Source organism: Streptomyces callyspongiae (assembly GCF_047200695.1).
Classification (GTDB): Bacteria; Actinomycetota; Actinomycetes; order Streptomycetales; family Streptomycetaceae; genus Streptomyces.
Genome location: NZ_JBJZOM010000018.1, coordinates 16752 through 32726, shown reverse-complemented (window position 1 = coordinate 32726; position 15975 = coordinate 16752). Strand labels below are relative to the sequence as shown.

Sequence of the window (15975 nt, the reverse complement as noted above, 5' to 3'; positions counted from 1 at the left end):
GCTGCGGGCGCGGTCAAAGCGGCACCGCGCAGCCGTCGCGCGCGGGCCACGCCGTGTGCGGCACGAACCCCCGGTGCCCGCACTCGCCGAACACCGTCAGCGGCCCGCCTCCCGACACCGCGGCCAGCCGCCACAGAGACGCGGCCGGAACGTCCGGTGCCACCGGCAGTGCCGTCCCGCCGGAGGCGTCCGCCACCTGCCAGCCGTCGGAGCCCGACGGCGGGAGGGGGACGACGTCGGCGAGGACGACCGGCCAGGCGTCCAGCCAGGGGTCGTCGCCGAGCGCCCTGCCGTAGGCCGCCAGAGCGTCGCCGGTGGTGGAGCCTGTGGAAGCTGCCGGCCCGTCACCGGCGGCGGGTGCGAAGCCGCCCCGGAGCACCCTCGGCTCCGAGTGGCGTGCGCCCAGCGCGGCCCGCAGCGGAGGGGCTCCGGGATGGAACGCCAGATCGGCGTCGAGTACCGCACCGACCGGCAGCGCCGGCTCCGGGGCGCGGCCGGGGGCGGTGAAGCCGAGCAGCAGTGCGGTCCGCCGCGACCGGCGCCCCAGAAGCCAGGTGCGGCGCGCCGTCAGTCTGCCCTCCTGCTCCTCCCGCCGGGCCAGCACGAGCCAGTCGTCCCGCAGCCGTGCTCCGGGGTCGGCGAGCACCGCGGCGCGGTCCACCGTCAGGCCGGCCCGCGCCCGCACGGTCGCCGCGAGGGGTTCCGGCAGTGCGGTGAGGTCGCGGCAGGCGCGCGCCAGCAGGTGCAGCAGGGCGCAGTCCGCCAGCAGCCGCTCCGGGCCGTCTTCGGCGGACCCCGCCGACGGGTCCAGTGCGCGTACGCCTGCGGCGAGGCCCGGCGCCTGGGCGTCCACCATGCGGGCCGCGGTCTCCTCACGGGCATCGGGTGCCAGGCCGCCGGAGGTCGCCAGCCCCTCCCGCAGCCAATCCTCCAACCGCTGCTCCAACTCGCCCGCGCCGGCGGCGATCCGCGCCACCCGGCGTGCCGCCCGCGGCGCCGGCCGGCGGCCCGTGACCTCCCGGCCGGCCGCGGCCGGCCCGCCGCCCCTCCTGCCCGACGCCGCGTCGGGCGCGAGCACCTGTTCCGCCGTCCAGCGGCCCCCCTGTCCACTCATGCGAACGACGGTAGGAGCCGGGACTGACACACCGTCCGATCAGGCCCGTCGCCGGGCGCGACGCTGCGCGGGGCCGGCTGTCAGTGCACCCGGGCAGGGTGGTGCGCACATCGATCCGCTGCGCGCCGAGGGGGAGTTGTGACCGATCCGCATGTGCTGAGACCGCACGCCGAGGACGCCTTCGCCGACGAGCTGACGGCCCTGACGGCAGCCGACGACCGGCCGCGGCCGGAGCGTTGGCGCCTGTCGCCGTGGGCCGTGGCGACGTACCTGCTCGGCGGGACCCTGCCGGACGGGACGGTGATCACTCCGAAGTACGTGGGTCCGCGCCGTGTCGTCGAGGTGGCGGTCTCCACTCTGGCCACCGACCGGGCCCTGCTGCTGCTCGGCGTGCCCGGGACCGCGAAGACCTGGGTGTCCGAGCACCTCGCTGCCGCGATCAGCGGTGATTCGACGCTGCTGGTGCAGGGCACGGCCGGCACTCCCGAGGAGGCCCTGCGCTACGGCTGGAACTACGCCCGGCTCCTCGCGAACGGGCCGAGCCGCGACGCCCTGGTGCCCAGCCCGGTCCTGCGCGCGATGGCCGACGGCGCGACCGTCCGGGTGGAGGAGCTCACCCGCATCCCGGCCGACGTGCAGGACACCCTGATCACCGTGCTGTCGGAGAAGACGCTGCCCGTTCCGGAGCTGGGGGAGGAGGTGCAGGCGGTCCGCGGCTTCAACCTCGTCGCCACGGCCAACGACCGCGACCGCGGGGTGAACGAGCTCTCCAGCGCCCTGCGCCGCCGGTTCCACACGGTCGTGCTGCCGCTTCCGGCCACCGCCGAGGCGGAGGTCGACATCGTCTCCCGCCGGGTGGACGAGATCGGCCGTTCTCTGGACCTGCCGCCCGCACCGGAGGGGGTCGAGGAGATACGACGGGTCGTCACGGTCTTCCGCGAACTGCGCGAGGGCGTCACCTCCGACGGCCGGACGAAGGTCAAGTCCCCCTCGGGGACGCTCTCCACCGCGGAGGCGATCTCCGTGGTGACCGGAGGCATGGCGCTCGCCTCGCACTTCGGCGACGGTGTGCTGCGCGCCGGCGACGTGGCCGCCGGCCTGCTCGGGGCGGTGGTGCGCGACCCGGCGGCGGACCGCGTGGTGTGGCAGGAGTACCTGGAGGCGGTGGTCCGGGAGCGGGAAGAGTGGCAGGACCTCTACCGGGCGTGCCGCGAGGCGTCGGTATGAGCGGGCCGCTGCTGCTGGGAGTCCGGCACCACGGGCCGGGCTCGGCGCGTGCGGTGCGGACCGCGCTCGAGGCGCACGCCCCCGCCGAGGTACTGGTGGAGGGCCCGGCCGAGGCCGACGCCGTGGTGCGCCTCGCCGCGGAGGACGCCATGCGCCCGCCCGTCGCGCTCCTCGCCCACGTCGTCGACGAGCCCGCCCGGGCCGCATTCTGGCCGCTCGCCGCGTTCTCCCCGGAGTGGGTCGCGATCCGCTGGGCCCTGGCGCGCGACGTGCCGGTGCGGTTCTTCGACCTCCCCGCCGCCCACACCCTCGCCCTCCCGGCGGAGCCGGCCGGCCCGGACTCCGGCGGGGACGGCCCATCGCTGCGCCTCGACCCCCTGGCGACGCTCGCCGCGGCGGCCGGGCACGACGACCCGGAGCGCTGGTGGGAGGACGTGGTCGAGCACCGCGGCCGGTCCGCGACCGGGGAATCCGACCCGCTGGCGCCCTTCACCGCACTGGCGGGGGCGATGGCGGAACTGCGTGCGGCGCACGGCGACGGCGGCCGCCCCCGGGACCTGATCCGGGAGGCCCACATGCGGCTGCGGCTGCGCGAGGCCCGGCGCCGGCAGGGGGACGACGCGGTCGCGGTGGTGTGCGGGGCCTGGCACGTGCCCGCGCTGGCGGCCCCGGCGAAGGTGACGGACGACCGGCGACTGCTGCGCGGCCTTCCCAGGGCGCGCGTCGACGTGACGTGGGTCCCCTGGACCGACCGGCGGCTCGCCCACCGCAGCGGGTACGGCGCCGGAGTCGACTCGCCGGGCTGGTACGGCCATCTGTTCGCAGCCCCGGACCGGCCCGTGGAGCGCTGGATGACGCGGGCCGCCCGGCTGTTGCGCGAGGAGGACATGCCCGTCTCCCCGGCCGAGGTGATCGAGGCCGTGCGCCTCGCCGACACCCTCGCCGCGCTGCGGGACCGTCCGCTTGCCGGGCTGACCGAGACCCTCGACGCGGTACGAGCGGTGCTCTGTGGCGGTTCCGATGTTCCGCTGGAGCTGGTCAGGGAGCGGCTGGTCGTCGGTGAGGCGCTGGGAGAGGTCCCGGCCGGGGCTCCCGTGGTGCCGCTGCAGCGCGATCTGGCGCGGCAGCAGCGGAGCCTGCGGCTCCGGGCCGAGGGGGCCGACCGGGAGCTCGCTCTGGACCTGCGCAGGGATGTCGACGTGGCGCGGAGCCGCCTGCTGCACCGGCTGCGGCTGCTCGGCGTCCCCTGGGGCGAGCCGGTGGGCGCCCGGAGCGCCGGTACGGGCACGTTCCGGGAGTCGTGGCTGCTGCGCTGGGAGCCCGAACTCGCCGTGCGGGTGGCCGAGGCGGGAATCTGGGGCACCACCGTGCTCTCCGCCGCGACCGCGAAGGCGCGGCGCCGGGCGGCCGAAACCGGGGATCTGGCCGGACTCACGACGCTCGCCGAGCAGTGCCTGCCGGCGGAACTCCCGGAGGCGCTTCCCGCGGTGATGCGGGCGCTGGCCGACCGGGCCGCCCTCGACACCGATGTCGGACATCTTGCCCAGGCCCTTCCTCCGCTGGTGCGTTCCGTCCGCTACGGCGATGTCCGAGGCAGCGACGCCGCCGCACCGGCACGGGTCGCGGCCGGGCTGGCCGAGCGGGTCCGCATCGGGCTGCCACCGGCCTGCGCGGGGCTCGACGCGGACGGCGCCGCGCAGTTGCGCCGTCATCTCGACACCGCCCACCGCGCCGTGGTCCTCCTCGCGCGCGGGGAGCCCGGGGAGCAGGGTTCCGGTGCGTCCGGCGGCGAGCTGCTGTCCCGCTGGTACGGCATGCTGCGGGACGTGGTGGGCCGCGACCGGGTCCCGGGCCTGCTCCGGGGGAGGTCCGCGCGGCTGCTGCTGGACGACGGCCGGTTGCCCGAGGAGGAGGCTGCCGGGCTCCTCCGCCTCGCGCTCTCCCCGGGCACGCCACCGGCCGAGGCGGCCGCCTGGATCGAGGGGTTCCTCTCCGGCAGCGGCCTGCTGCTCGTCCACGACACACGCCTGTTCGCCCTGGTCGACGCCTGGCTCACCGGAGTCGGCGAGGACGTCTTCACGGAGGTGCTGCCCTTGCTGCGGCGCACGTTCGCACCGTACGAGGCGGGGGTGCGGCGGACCTTGGGCGAACTCGTCCGGCGCGGCCCGGCGCCGGGCGGTACCGGAACGGAGGGGCTCCCGGGGTTCGCCCCGGATCTCGACGCGCGACGGGCGGACGCCGTGCTGCCCACCGTGCGGCGCCTGTTGGCGCCCGGCCCGGCCGGCACCTCCGCACGCGGCCCGGGCGGCAGCAGGACGGCAGCGACGGCGAGCAGGAGGGACGCATCGTGAGGAGCAGCATTCCGCAGCCGGTGTTCGTCGGGGCCGACGAGGACAGCCGCCACCAGACCGACGCACGTGCGGGTGCCGCGCCGAAGCCGCCGCCCGAGGGAGCAGTGGTGCCCCGCCCGCCCGCACCGACGCCGCTTCCCCTGCCCTCCGGGGCGGTGGGGGCGGAGGACGCGCGGCTGCGCCGCTGGCGGCTGGTGCTCGGCGGAGCGGACGGTGCGGAGGGCACCGGCCGTGCGCCGGCGGGAGCGGACGCCGCCGTGGACCGGGCGCTGGCCGCCCTCTACGGCAGCGACGGCGCGCGTCGCGGGGGCCGCGGTCCCGCTGACCGCAGGGGTGGTCTGGGCGCCTCCGCCCCGCAGGTCGCACGCTGGCTCGGCGACATCCGCCGCTACTTCCCGACTCCGGTCGTCCAGGTGATGCAGCGGGACGCGGTGGACCGCCTCGGCCTGGCGTCGCTGCTGCTGGAGCCCGAGATGCTGGAGTCCGTCGAGCCCGACGTGCATCTCGTCGGCACGCTGCTCTCCCTGAGGTCGGCGCTGCCGGAGTCGAGCCGGGAGTCGGCGCGGGCCGTGGTGCGGACGGTGGTGGCCCAGCTGGAGCGGCGGCTGGCGGCCCGTACCCGTTCCGCCCTCGCGGGTGCCCTGGACAGGTCGGCGCGCACGGCCCGTCCGCGGCACCGCGACATCGACTGGGACCGCACCGTCCGGGCGAACCTCGCGCACTACCTGCCCGAGTACCGCACCGTGGTGCCCGAGCGGCTGGTCGGTCACGCGCGGGCGGCCCGGTCGGTCGCGAAGGAGGTCGTCCTCTGCGTCGACCAGTCGGGCTCGATGGCGTCGTCCGTCGTCCACGCCTCCGTCTTCGGGGCGGTGCTCGCGTCGCTGCGCGCCCTGGACACCCGGATCGTGGTGTTCGACACCGAGGTCGCGGATCTCACCGAGGCGCTCGACGATCCCGTCGACGTCCTGTTCGGCACCCGGCTCGGCGGCGGAACGGACATCAACCGCGCCCTGGCGTACTGCCGGTCGCGCATCCGGCGCCCCGCCGACACGGTCGTGGTGCTCATCAGCGACCTCCACGAGGGCGGTATCCGGGACGAGATGCTGTCCCGCGTCGCGGCCCTTCAGGCGTCCGGTGTCCGGTTCGTCACGCTGCTCGCGCTGTCCGACGACGGCGCGCCCGCCTACGACAGGGCGCACGCGGCGGCGCTGGCCGCACTCGGCAGTCCCGCGTTCGCCTGCACGCCGGACCTGTTTCCGGAGGTCATGGCGGCGGCTCTGGAGGGCCGGCCGCTGCCGGTACCGGACGACGCCGTGGGGGCTCCCGGGGCTGGAGGGCTGTGACTGTTGTCACCGCGCAGGTGTGATGTGGGATTTAGGGAGTGCTCACCGGCGGCGCTACCCTGCAAGGCGGACATGCCGCGCGCCATCGGTGACGCCGCGGCCACGCGGCACGCCCACGCTGACAACGAACCGCGAATCACTGACTAAGGGGACGTACGCGCGTGGACCTGTTCGAGTACCAGGCGAGGGACCTCTTCGCCAAGCATGACGTACCGGTGCTGGCCGGTGAAGTCATCGACACGCCCGAGGCGGCGCGCGAGGTGACCGAGCGACTCGGCGGTCGCGCGGTCGTCAAGGCGCAGGTGAAGACCGGCGGCCGCGGCAAGGCCGGCGGTGTGAAGCTGGCTTCCGACGCGGACGACGCTGTCGAGAAGGCCGGCGCCATTCTGGGCATGGACATCAAGGGCCACGTGGTCCACAAGGTGATGCTGGCGCAGACCGCCGACATCGCCGAGGAGTACTACGTCTCCTTCCTGCTCGACCGCACCAACCGGACCTTCCTCGCGATGGCCTCCGTCGAGGGCGGCGTGGAGATCGAGGAGGTCGCGGCGACCAAGCCCGAGGCCCTCGCCAAGATCCCGGTCGACGCCATCGAGGGTGTCACCGAGGCCAAGGCCCGCGAGATCGTCGAGGCCGCGAAGTTCCCGGCCGAGCTGCACGACCAGGTCGTCAACGTCCTGGTGAAGCTGTGGGACGTCTTCCTCAAGGAGGATGCTCTCCTGGTCGAGGTGAACCCGCTGGTCAAGACCTCCGACGGCCGGGTCATCGCCCTGGACGGCAAGGTCTCCCTGGACGCGAACGCCGAGTTCCGCCAGCCCGACCACGCCGCGCTCGAGGACAAGGCCGCGGCCAACCCGCTCGAGGCCGCCGCCAAGGCCAAGGGCCTGAACTACGTCAAGCTCGACGGCCAGGTCGGCATCATCGGCAACGGTGCCGGGCTGGTCATGTCCACCCTCGACGTGGTCGCCTACGCCGGTGAGGCGCACGCGGGCGTCAAGCCCGCCAACTTCCTCGACATCGGCGGCGGTGCCTCGGCCGAGGTCATGGCCAACGGCCTGGAGATCATCCTCGGCGACCCGGACGTCAAGTCCGTGTTCGTCAACGTCTTCGGTGGCATCACCGCCTGCGACGCCGTCGCGAACGGCATCGTGCAGGCCCTGGAGCTCCTGAAGTCCAAGGGTGAAGAGGTCGACAAGCCGCTGGTCGTGCGTCTGGACGGCAACAACGCCGAGCTGGGCCGCAAGATTCTGACCGACGCCGCCCACCCGCTGGTGCAGCAGGTCGACACCATGGACGGGGCGGCCGACCGCGCCGCCGAGCTGGCCGCCAAGTAAGGGACGAGGACTTCACAGAACAATGGCTATCTTCCTCACCAAGGAAAGCAAGGTCATCGTCCAGGGGATGACCGGCTCCGAGGGTCAGAAGCACACCCGGCGCATGCTGGCCTCCGGCACCAACATCGTGGGCGGTGTCAACCCGCGCAAGGCGGGCACCACCGTCGACTTCGACGGCACCGAGGTTCCGGTGTTCGGCGGCGTCAAGGAGGCCATGGAAGCCACCGGCGCCGACGTGACCGTCATCTTCGTGCCGGAGAAGTTCACCCGGAGCGCGGTCGTCGAGGCGGTCGACGCCGAGATCCCGCTCGCCGTGGTGATCACCGAGGGCATCGCGGTGCACGACTCCGCGAACTTCTGGGCCTACGCCACGCAGCACGGCAACAAGACCCGCATCGTCGGCCCGAACTGCCCCGGTCTCATCACGCCGGGCCAGTCGAACGCCGGCATCATCCCGGCCGACATCACCAAGCCGGGCCGCATCGGCCTGGTGTCGAAGTCCGGCACGCTGACGTACCAGATGATGTACGAGCTGCGGGACATCGGCTTCTCCACCTGCGTCGGCATCGGCGGCGACCCGGTCATCGGCACGACCCACATCGACGCCCTCAAGGCGTTCGAGGCCGACCCCGACACGGATCTGATCGTCATGATCGGCGAGATCGGCGGTGACGCCGAGGAGCGGGCGGCCGACTTCGTCAAGGAGAACGTCTCCAAGCCGGTCGTCGGCTACGTCGCGGGCTTCACCGCGCCCGAGGGCAAGACGATGGGCCACGCCGGTGCGATCGTGTCGGGTTCCTCCGGCACCGCGCAGGCGAAGAAGGAGGCCCTGGAGGCCGCGGGCGTGAAGGTCGGCAAGACCCCGTCCGAGACCGCGCGTCTCGCACGCGAGCTGCTGGACGGCTGAGGCCCCGCGCCTGCCGTTCCGGCCGGGCCCGCACCCCGCTCCGGGGCGCGGGCCCGCCGTGGTTCTCAGCCCTCGTGGCCCGCGGGCGGGGCTCCGTCGTCCACCGGGTCGCTGTCGTCCACCGGGCCGGTGTCGTCCACCGGGCGCGCCACGGGGGCGCCGCCGTGTTCCGTCAGCCGCATGCGGGTGTTCGCGGAACGCAGCCCCGGCAGGTACGCGGCACCGTGCGTGCGCTGCCCCGCGTCGACCACGGCGGCCGGTTCACCCGGTGCGGCGGCCCGGTGCTCCTGGCCGAGCAGTGCGAGGCCCACCGCGGCGGCCAGCGCACCGGTCGCGCCCAGCGCCGCACCGGTGCCGGCGCGGACCGTGCGCGCCGTGCGCGTCCTCGCGGCGGCTGCCGGGGGCGGTGGCGGAACCGTCGCCGCGCGCAGCAGCAGCCCCAGTCGTTCGGCGAGCAGCGGGACGCGTCGTTCCGCACGGGCGCGCCGCAGTTCCGGTACCTCGGCGGTGAGCAGGTCCCGGGCGTGGGCGAGGCGGGACGCCGCTGCCGCGGTGCTCGCCTCCGTCTCGACCGCCGTCCGCGCCGCGTCGAGCCCGAGTCCGTCGTGCAGCAGAAGGGTGCGGCGGTGCGGGCGCGGCAGTGCCAGCAGGCCGTTCAGCAGGGCCCGGTCGGCGGCGGGCCCCGGATGCGGGGGCCGGGTGCTGCGCCCGGGGGCGAGCAGGTGCCACGGCGAGAGGGCGTAGTCGTGGGCGACGGCGCGGATCCACCCGGCGGGGTCGCGGTCGGCTGCCACCTCCGGCCACCGCTTCCACGCGGTGCGGAACGCGTGGGCGACGGCGCGTTCCGCGGTGCGGGGGTGCCCGCAGAGCAGGTACGCCTGCCGGGTGAACGCGGTGGCGTGCCGCAGGTGCAGCAGGTCGAAGGCGGCCTGCGCCTGTCGGGCGCCGCGGTGTGCCGAGCGGGTGCGCAGGCGTGTCCTGCCGCGTCGGCGGGTCCGTTCCTGTCGCGCCGTCACGTCTGCTCCGGTCTCCGCTGATGCACTGTCCGATCCACGCATAGAAGTCATATTGTGTGAATCGATAGTGCTGCGCATGCCGAGCGACACCACGACGAAGCAGCCTTCCCCCGGGAGGGCGCGGCGGATTGGCAGCATGGCGACGTGATGCCGCAGACCCGCCCCGCCCGCCCCACCCACCCGGACGGCCCGGACACCCCGCACCGCACCGCCCCGGGAGCACCGGCCCGCAGCACGGCAGCCCTGCGGCTGCTGGGCGGAGCGGTCGCCTTCGCACTGGGCCTCGGGCTGTGCACCGTCCTGGTGCTGCTGCTCTGGATCGGGACGCCCGCGTCCCACGGCGCCCCGGACGAGGCGCTGCACGTCGCCGCCGCCGTATGGCTGACGGCGCACGGGGTCGACCTCGTCCGCGACAGCACCGTCACCGGCGAGCCCGTGCCGCTCGCGCTCACCCCGCTCCTGCTGACCGCCCTGCCCCTGTGGCTCCTCCACCGGGCGGTCCGCAACGCACTCGACACTCCTCCGGCCAGAGTCACGGCCACCGGGCCGGTGCTGCGCGCCGCCGGCACCGCCGCTGCCGGCTACCTGCTGCCGGGCGCAGCCCTGATCGCCGCGACCACCGACGGCCCGCTGCGGGTGAACCCGTACGGGGCGGTCCTGCGACTGGCCCTGTTCGTCGCCGTCGTGAGCGCGGCGGCCGCCTGGCTCTCGCTCGGACGGCCCGCGCCGCGCCTACCGGCGTCCGCGGCACCGCTGTGGCGACCCGCCTCCCGCGCCGCGGCACTGGCGACGTCGCTCCTGCTCGTGGGCGGTCTGCTGCTGACGCTCGTCGCCCTGGCCCGCGGCAGCGGCGCCGTGTTCGGCGGCACGGCACAGCTCGGTGGCTCCTGGGCGGGCTACGCGGCCGTGGTGCTGCTCGCCTTCGCCCTCCTGCCCAACGCCGCCGTGTGGGCCGCGTCCTACGCGCTGGGCCCCGGGTTCTCCCTCGGCGGCGGAAGCACCGTCGCCCCGCTGACGGCGACCCCGGTCCCTCACCTCCCGCCGTTCCCGCTGCTGGCAGGGCTGCCGGCCGAGGAGGTGGCCGGGCGGCCGATCGCCTGGGCCGCGGCGGCGGTTCCGCCGGCCGCGGCGCTGGCAACCGGCTGGTACCTGGGACGTGCCGCCTCACCCGTCGCGGCACCCGTCCCGCCCGGAGGGGCCGTCGAGGACACCGCGCTCGGTCCGTGGCGGACCGTGCTCGCCGCCGCGGTGGCCGGCTGTGGCTGCGCGACGGCGCTCGGCGCCCTGGCCTCGCTCTCCGGCGGCGCGCTGGGGACCGGCACCCTCCGCCATGTCGGGCCGTTGTGGTGGGCGACGGGCGGCGCGGCGCTCGCCTGGACGGCAGCGGTCGGCGTGCCGACGGCATGGGGCGTGCGTGCCTGGCGGCTGCGGCAGCGCCTCGGCGCGCGCGAGCGCATGCGGCGCGTCGCCGCCGCCGTCGCCGGACTCCCCGCCGCCCTCTCCCGTCTCCTGCCGACCGGCCCGCTCCGGTTCCGCCGGGCCGGTGAGAAGGCGGACCGGGCCGGTGCGCCCACCGGGTCCACCGGGTCCACCGCGTCCGGGGCGGACGGCACGCGGCAGGGCGACTGGCACGACACGGGAGCGCGGCGCACCCGGTGGGCCGCGCTGAAAGAGGCCTCCGGGGGGCTCATGGCGGACTTCCCGCCCCGCGACCGCGACTGACGGCCCGCCTCCGGCGCTCCGCCCGCCCGGCCGACGCCGCGCCGACGCCGCCCCGTCGGCGCAACGGCCGGGCGTCCGTCAGTTCTGCTGTTCGGCCTGGGAGGGGTTGAGCCAGGACGGCGGCACCTTCCCGTCCGGCAGGTCCTCGCACTTCTGGCGGGCGGCCTCCGTGAGCGCGTCCGCGCGGCAGGTGTAGTACTCCTCGTACACCAGCTGCTGCCCGAAGTTGACGGCCACCCCCGACAGCGCCATGACGCCGGCCACGAGCCCGCCGACCGCGGCGGCCCGCCGCGCCTTGGCGGCCTGCGCCGGAGTGACCGTCACCTCCAGGCCCGCGGGGCGGGAGCCGTCGGAGCCCGTGCTGCCGGATGCCCCGGCCTCCTCGCCCGGGTTGCGGTCGGTGCCCGCCACGTCGGCCGCCGTGGCGTGCGCGGTCGGGACGGAGCGGACGCCCGACGGTCCGCGGAGCGCGCTGATGCCCCAGTAGAGGGAGAGCGCGCCGAGCAGCAGCGCGATTTCGGTCAGGCCGAACAGGGCGAAGAACAGGGCCCAGATGCCGCCGTGCAGGGCGTAGCGGGCATGGCGCTGTTTCGGGTCGGTCGGGTCCCAGCGCAGACCGGGCGTCCGCCGGCGGTCGCGGTCCCCGTTCTGCTCGGGACCGCCGGAACTGCCGAACCCGCCGTCCTGCCGGCCGGGCTGGCGACTGCTCCAGCGGCTGCCCCACGGTGGGCCGCCCTGCGAGCCGTTCTCCGGGCCGCTCTCGGGGCGCCGGGGGCGCCAGGGCTTGTCCGGCTCTCCCTCGGGAGGTGCCGCGAAGGGGTTGTCCTCCTCGCCGTCCCGGTTGTCCGCGCCGTTCTCCGGATCCGGGCGCCCGCGGGACGAGGAGGACCCGCCGGGCTGCTCCTGCCCCTCGGTTCCCCTGGTGTCGTCCGACTCGTGAGCGGGATCGGCGTCGTCCGCGTGGCGGCTTCGGTCGGTCATGTGGTCTGCGTCTTCCCCTGCTTCTCTCCGCGTCGGGCAAGCCCCTACGGGCCCGACGCTACCTGTCGGGCACTGCCCCCGTCCCGGGAGGGCCGGTGCGCGTGCCGGTATCGTTGCCGACGGTCGACCGGTTCGTAGGGTTCCCCGTCAACGCGGCCCCTGCGAACTTGTGGATCCCTACGAATCCCGCCTCGCCAGAAAGTGCACGCCGTGGCAGCGCAGCGCCTCAACCGCCCCGCCCGTCTCGTCGTGCTCGTCTCCGGGTCCGGCAGCAACCTCCAGGCGCTCCTCGACGAGATCGACGACCGCGGGGTCGAGGCGTACGGGGCGCGGGTCGTCGCGGTCGGAGCGGACCGCCCCGGCGTCGCCGCCCTGGACCGTGCGGACCGTGCGGGCATCCCCTCGTTCGTGTGCCGGGTCCGCGACCACGCCGACCGCGCCGCATGGGACCGGGCGTTGACCGCGGCCACCGCGGCGCACGCACCGGACCTGGTGGTCTCCGCCGGGTTCATGAAGATCGTGGGGCCGGCGTTCCTGGCGCGCTTCGGCGGCCGTTTCGTGAACACGCACCCCGCGCTGCTGCCCAGCTTCCCCGGTGCCCACGGGGTCCGCGACGCGCTCGAGTACGGCGTCAAGGTCACCGGCTGCACCGTCCACTTCGTCGACGACGGCGTCGACACCGGCCCGATCATCGCCCAGGGCGTGGTCGAGGTGCTCGAGGAGGACCATGCGGACGGGGGAGCCGCTCTGCACGAGCGGATCAAGGAAGTCGAGCGACGGCTGCTCGTCGAGGTCGTCGGGTGTCTGGCCCGTGACGGCTACCGCATCGAGGGACGAAAGGTACTGATCCCGTGACCGCCCATGCCACTGACCACGCCTCCGGGGCCCAGGACGCCGGCAAGCGGCCCGTCCGCCGCGCTCTGATCAGCGTCTACGACAAGACCGGGCTGGAGGACCTCGCCCACGGACTGCACGACGCGGGGGTGGAGATCGTCTCCACCGGTTCGACGGCCCGGCGGATCGCCGACGCCGGAGTGCCCGTCACCGGCGTCGAGGAGGTCACCGGCTTCCCCGAGTGCCTCGACGGCCGGGTGAAGACCCTGCACCCGCGGGTGCACGCCGGCATCCTCGCCGACCAGCGGCTCGCCGACCACCGGAGCCAACTGGGCGAACTCGGCGTCGAACCGTTCGAGTTGGTCGTCGTCAACCTCTACCCCTTCCGGGAGACCGTCGCGTCCGGGGCCACGCCGGACGAGTGCGTCGAGCAGATCGACATTGGCGGCCCCTCGATGGTCCGCGCCGCCGCGAAGAACCACCCCTCGGTCGCCGTCGTCGTCAACCCCGGCCGCTACACCGGCGTGCTGGCGGCGGTGCAGGGCGGCGGATTCGCCCTGACCGAGCGCAAGCGGCTGGCGGCGGAGGCGTTCGCGCACACCGCCGCGTACGACGTCGCCGTCGCCACCTGGTTCGCGACCGGCTACGCCGCGCCGGAGACCGCGGAGGGCGGCAGCACAGCCTTCCCCGAGTTCTTCGGTGCCACCTACGAGCGCACCGCCGTGCTCCGCTACGGCGAGAACCCGCACCAGGCCGCCGCGCTCTACGCCACCGGCAACGGCGGTCTGGCGCAGGCCGAGCAGCTGCACGGCAAGGAGATGTCCTACAACAACTACACGGACACCGAGGCCGCCCGCCGCGCCGCCTACGATCACGACGACCCCTGTGTCGCGGTCATCAAGCACGCCAACCCGTGCGGCATCGCGACGGGGGCGGACGTCGCCGAGGCGCACCGCAAGGCGCACGCCTGCGACCCGCTGTCCGCGTACGGCGGCGTCGTCGCCGTGAACCGGCCGGTCTCGCGGAAGCTGGCCGAACAGGTGGCCGGGATCTTCACCGAGGTGATCATCGCGCCCGGCTACGAGGAGGGCGCCGTCGAGGCGCTGGCCCGCAAGAAGAACCTGCGGGTGCTGCGCTGCAGCGAGGCACCGTCCGACCCGATCGAGGTGCGGCCGGTCGACGGCGGGGCGCTGCTGCAGGCGGCGGACAGGCTGCAGGCCGCGGGCGACGATCCGGCGCACTGGACGCTGGCGGCCGGGGAGCCGTTGTCGGAGGAGGAGCTGGCGGAGCTTGCCTTCGCCTGGCGTGCCTGCCGCGCGGTGAAGTCGAACGCGATCCTGCTGGCCAAGGACCACGCGACCGTGGGTGTCGGGATGGGCCAGGTCAACCGGGTCGATTCCGCGAAGCTGGCGGTGCAGCGCGCGGGCGAGGAACGCGCGGCCGGTTCCTACGCCGCGTCCGACGCCTTCTTCCCGTTCCCCGACGGACTGGAGGTTCTGACGGCGGCCGGCGTGCGTGCGGTCGTGCAGCCCGGCGGGTCGGTCCGCGACGACGCCGTGATCGAGGCGGCCCGTGCGGCCGGCGTCACCCTGTACCTCACCGGGACGCGCCACTTCTTCCACTGACCGGCCTCCCGCGCGACGGGGGCGCCCGGACCGTCCGGTCCGGGCGCCCCCGTTGTCGATGCGCCTGCTCCTGCGGGCCGCTCGCCCGCTACGGCCGGGTGAACCACCGTCCGGCCTGCCCCAGCGAGAGCAGCACGACCGTGGTGATACCGGTGGCCGCCCACAGCAGGGAGACGAGGAGGAGACCGGCGCCGCCGTCCTCGTCCTGACTGATCATGGCCAGCGACGCGACCACGTAGAACACGCCGCACAGGCCGTTGAGCGAGGCGCCGATGATGCCCGTCACCCGCGCCCCGGTGCCGGACCTGCCGAAGACCGCGGCCGGCATGACGTGCAGCGCCCCCATGCCGGCGAAGAGCAGGAACAGCAGCAGGGCCACGCCGAGCGCGGCACCGCCGTCCATCCCGGGGACGCTCTCCAGCATGTTCTGCGCCGCGAAGCCGCCGATGAGCATGAGGAGCGACACCAGGAGCCAGATGGATCCCGCGACGAACAGCAGCACCCGCGCCGTCACGACCTGCCCCGGCATTCCCGCCGCCGGCCCGTGGGGCATGCCGGGGACCGGCGCGGCGCCCGGGTACTGCGGCGGGTAGCCGTACCCGGGCTGCGGCGCGGGCTGCTGCTGGGGGTAGCCGTAGCCCGGCTGCTGCTGCCCGTACGGTCCGCCCCCGTAAGGGGCTTGAGGGTCGGGCGGATAGCTCATGCCGAGTTCCTTCGCGAGTGTGAGTGGGTTCCTGGAGTGCGGACCGGGCTCAGTACCGCGGACGGTTGAACCAGGCGTTGCCGTCGCTCTTGGCGACGAAGACGACGACCAGAACGCCCAGCACCAGGCTCAGGATGCCTCCGGGCAGGGTGAACAGACCGAGGGCGATGACGATCGAGCCGTACACGATGGCGCCGATCCGCACACCGTTGCCGCCGTTCGCGAACTTCGTGGCCAGCACGATGCCGAACACCGCGAGCACGAGGGAGAAGACGGCGAAGAGCGCCAGGACGCCCGCGCCCACCGAGGAGTACAGATCCGCCTCCACCGCGCTCGAGCCGGAATCCGAACCGGAGCCGCCGAGCATCGCGGCGAAGACGAGGATGAGGATGCTGCCGAGCAGGCCCAGACCGCCCTGCACGTACAGCAGGACACGGGCCGCCTTCACGCCGCCCGGCATCGCCATGGGCATGCCGTAGCCGCCGCCCATGGGGTAGCCCTCCGCGGGACCGCCGTACTGCGGCAGCCCGCCCTGCTGTTGGGGGTAGCCGTAGCCCTGCTGCTGCGGGTAGCCGTACCCGGGCTGGCCCTGCGGCTGCGCATAGGGATTGTTCGGGTCCTGGCCCGGCTGGGGTGGGTAGGTCACGAGCGGATACCTCCGGAGTTCTTGGAGACGGCGGAAACCGAGGAGATCCGGGGAACCGCGTATGCCCGTCCGGCCGCGCAGCGCCCCCGAGCCGGCCACCGGCGGTGCGAGTGCGATGCGGCGCGCACGTGTTACCTCCCCCGAAACGTCTGGCGCCCTCCCGGAACAACAC

Annotated in this window: 13 protein-coding genes; 8 read left to right on the top strand and 5 right to left on the bottom strand. The window is 74.8% G+C overall.

The features are described from left to right. Positions 1 to 13: 13 nt before the first annotated feature. Entirely contained in the window at positions 14 to 1114 is a 1101-nt protein-coding gene (locus ACL06G_RS17560; RefSeq protein WP_412836294.1) for an SWIM zinc finger family protein, read from the bottom strand. Between the two features lie 138 nt (positions 1115 to 1252). Between ACL06G_RS17560 and ACL06G_RS17555 the strand changes: the two genes are divergently transcribed. From ACL06G_RS17555 to sucD, 5 genes are all read left to right on the top strand, one after another. Next, the gene (locus tag ACL06G_RS17555) at positions 1253 to 2341 is read left to right on the top strand and encodes an ATP-binding protein (protein WP_412836293.1); all 1089 of its coding nucleotides are present in this window, start codon (positions 1253 to 1255) and stop codon (positions 2339 to 2341) included. Beyond that, entirely contained in the window at positions 2338 to 4692 is a 2355-nt protein-coding gene (locus ACL06G_RS17550; protein ID WP_412836292.1) for a DUF5682 family protein, read from the top strand. The genes ACL06G_RS17555 and ACL06G_RS17550 overlap by 4 nt, the downstream gene beginning before the upstream one ends. Positions 4693 to 4847: 155 nt before the next feature. After that, positions 4848 to 6035, top strand: coding sequence for a VWA domain-containing protein (locus ACL06G_RS17545; protein WP_412836310.1), 1188 nt, complete (start codon positions 4848 to 4850; stop codon positions 6033 to 6035). A 161-nt stretch (positions 6036 to 6196) separates the two neighbouring features. After that, positions 6197 to 7369, top strand: a complete 1173-nt coding sequence (gene sucC, locus ACL06G_RS17540) for an ADP-forming succinate--CoA ligase subunit beta (RefSeq protein WP_412786998.1) — start codon at positions 6197 to 6199, stop codon at positions 7367 to 7369. A 22-nt stretch (positions 7370 to 7391) separates the two neighbouring features. After that, on the top strand, positions 7392 to 8276 hold the full coding sequence (sucD, locus tag ACL06G_RS17535) for a succinate--CoA ligase subunit alpha (RefSeq protein ID WP_412786999.1): 885 nt from the start codon (positions 7392 to 7394) through the stop codon (positions 8274 to 8276). Between the two features lie 65 nt (positions 8277 to 8341). On the opposite strand, the gene ACL06G_RS17530 is transcribed toward sucD, so the two are convergent. Beyond that, positions 8342 to 9292 carry an RNA polymerase sigma factor gene (locus tag ACL06G_RS17530; protein ID WP_412787000.1) on the bottom strand — a complete coding sequence of 317 codons (951 nt, stop codon included), beginning with the start codon at positions 9290 to 9292 and terminating at the stop codon, positions 8342 to 8344. Between the two features lie 147 nt (positions 9293 to 9439). Between ACL06G_RS17530 and ACL06G_RS17525 the strand changes: the two genes are divergently transcribed. Beyond that, positions 9440 to 11014, top strand: a complete 1575-nt coding sequence (locus ACL06G_RS17525) for a cell division protein PerM (RefSeq protein WP_412787026.1) — start codon at positions 9440 to 9442, stop codon at positions 11012 to 11014. A gap of 78 nt (positions 11015 to 11092) precedes the next feature. On the opposite strand, the gene ACL06G_RS17520 is transcribed toward ACL06G_RS17525, so the two are convergent. After that, positions 11093 to 11995, bottom strand: a complete 903-nt coding sequence (locus ACL06G_RS17520; RefSeq protein WP_412787001.1) for a hypothetical protein — start codon at positions 11993 to 11995, stop codon at positions 11093 to 11095. A 210-nt stretch (positions 11996 to 12205) separates the two neighbouring features. Between ACL06G_RS17520 and purN the strand changes: the two genes are divergently transcribed. Both purN and purH read left to right on the top strand, forming a co-directional pair. After that, the gene (purN, locus tag ACL06G_RS17515; RefSeq protein WP_412787002.1) at positions 12206 to 12850 is read left to right on the top strand and encodes a phosphoribosylglycinamide formyltransferase; all 645 of its coding nucleotides are present in this window, start codon (positions 12206 to 12208) and stop codon (positions 12848 to 12850) included. Continuing rightward, positions 12847 to 14454, top strand: coding sequence for a bifunctional phosphoribosylaminoimidazolecarboxamide formyltransferase/IMP cyclohydrolase (purH, locus tag ACL06G_RS17510; RefSeq protein WP_412787003.1), 1608 nt, complete (start codon positions 12847 to 12849; stop codon positions 14452 to 14454). The genes purN and purH overlap by 4 nt, the downstream gene beginning before the upstream one ends. 88 nt (positions 14455 to 14542) lie before the next feature. Here purH and ACL06G_RS17505 read toward each other — a convergent pair whose 3' ends face one another. Both ACL06G_RS17505 and ACL06G_RS17500 read right to left on the bottom strand, forming a co-directional pair. Continuing rightward, positions 14543 to 15157 (bottom strand): hypothetical protein, encoded by a 615-nt coding sequence (locus ACL06G_RS17505; RefSeq protein ID WP_412787004.1) that lies wholly within the window; start codon positions 15155 to 15157, stop codon positions 14543 to 14545. 49 nt (positions 15158 to 15206) lie between these two features. Continuing rightward, on the bottom strand, positions 15207 to 15803 hold the full coding sequence (locus ACL06G_RS17500; protein ID WP_412787005.1) for a hypothetical protein: 597 nt from the start codon (positions 15801 to 15803) through the stop codon (positions 15207 to 15209). Positions 15804 to 15975 lie beyond the last annotated feature (172 nt).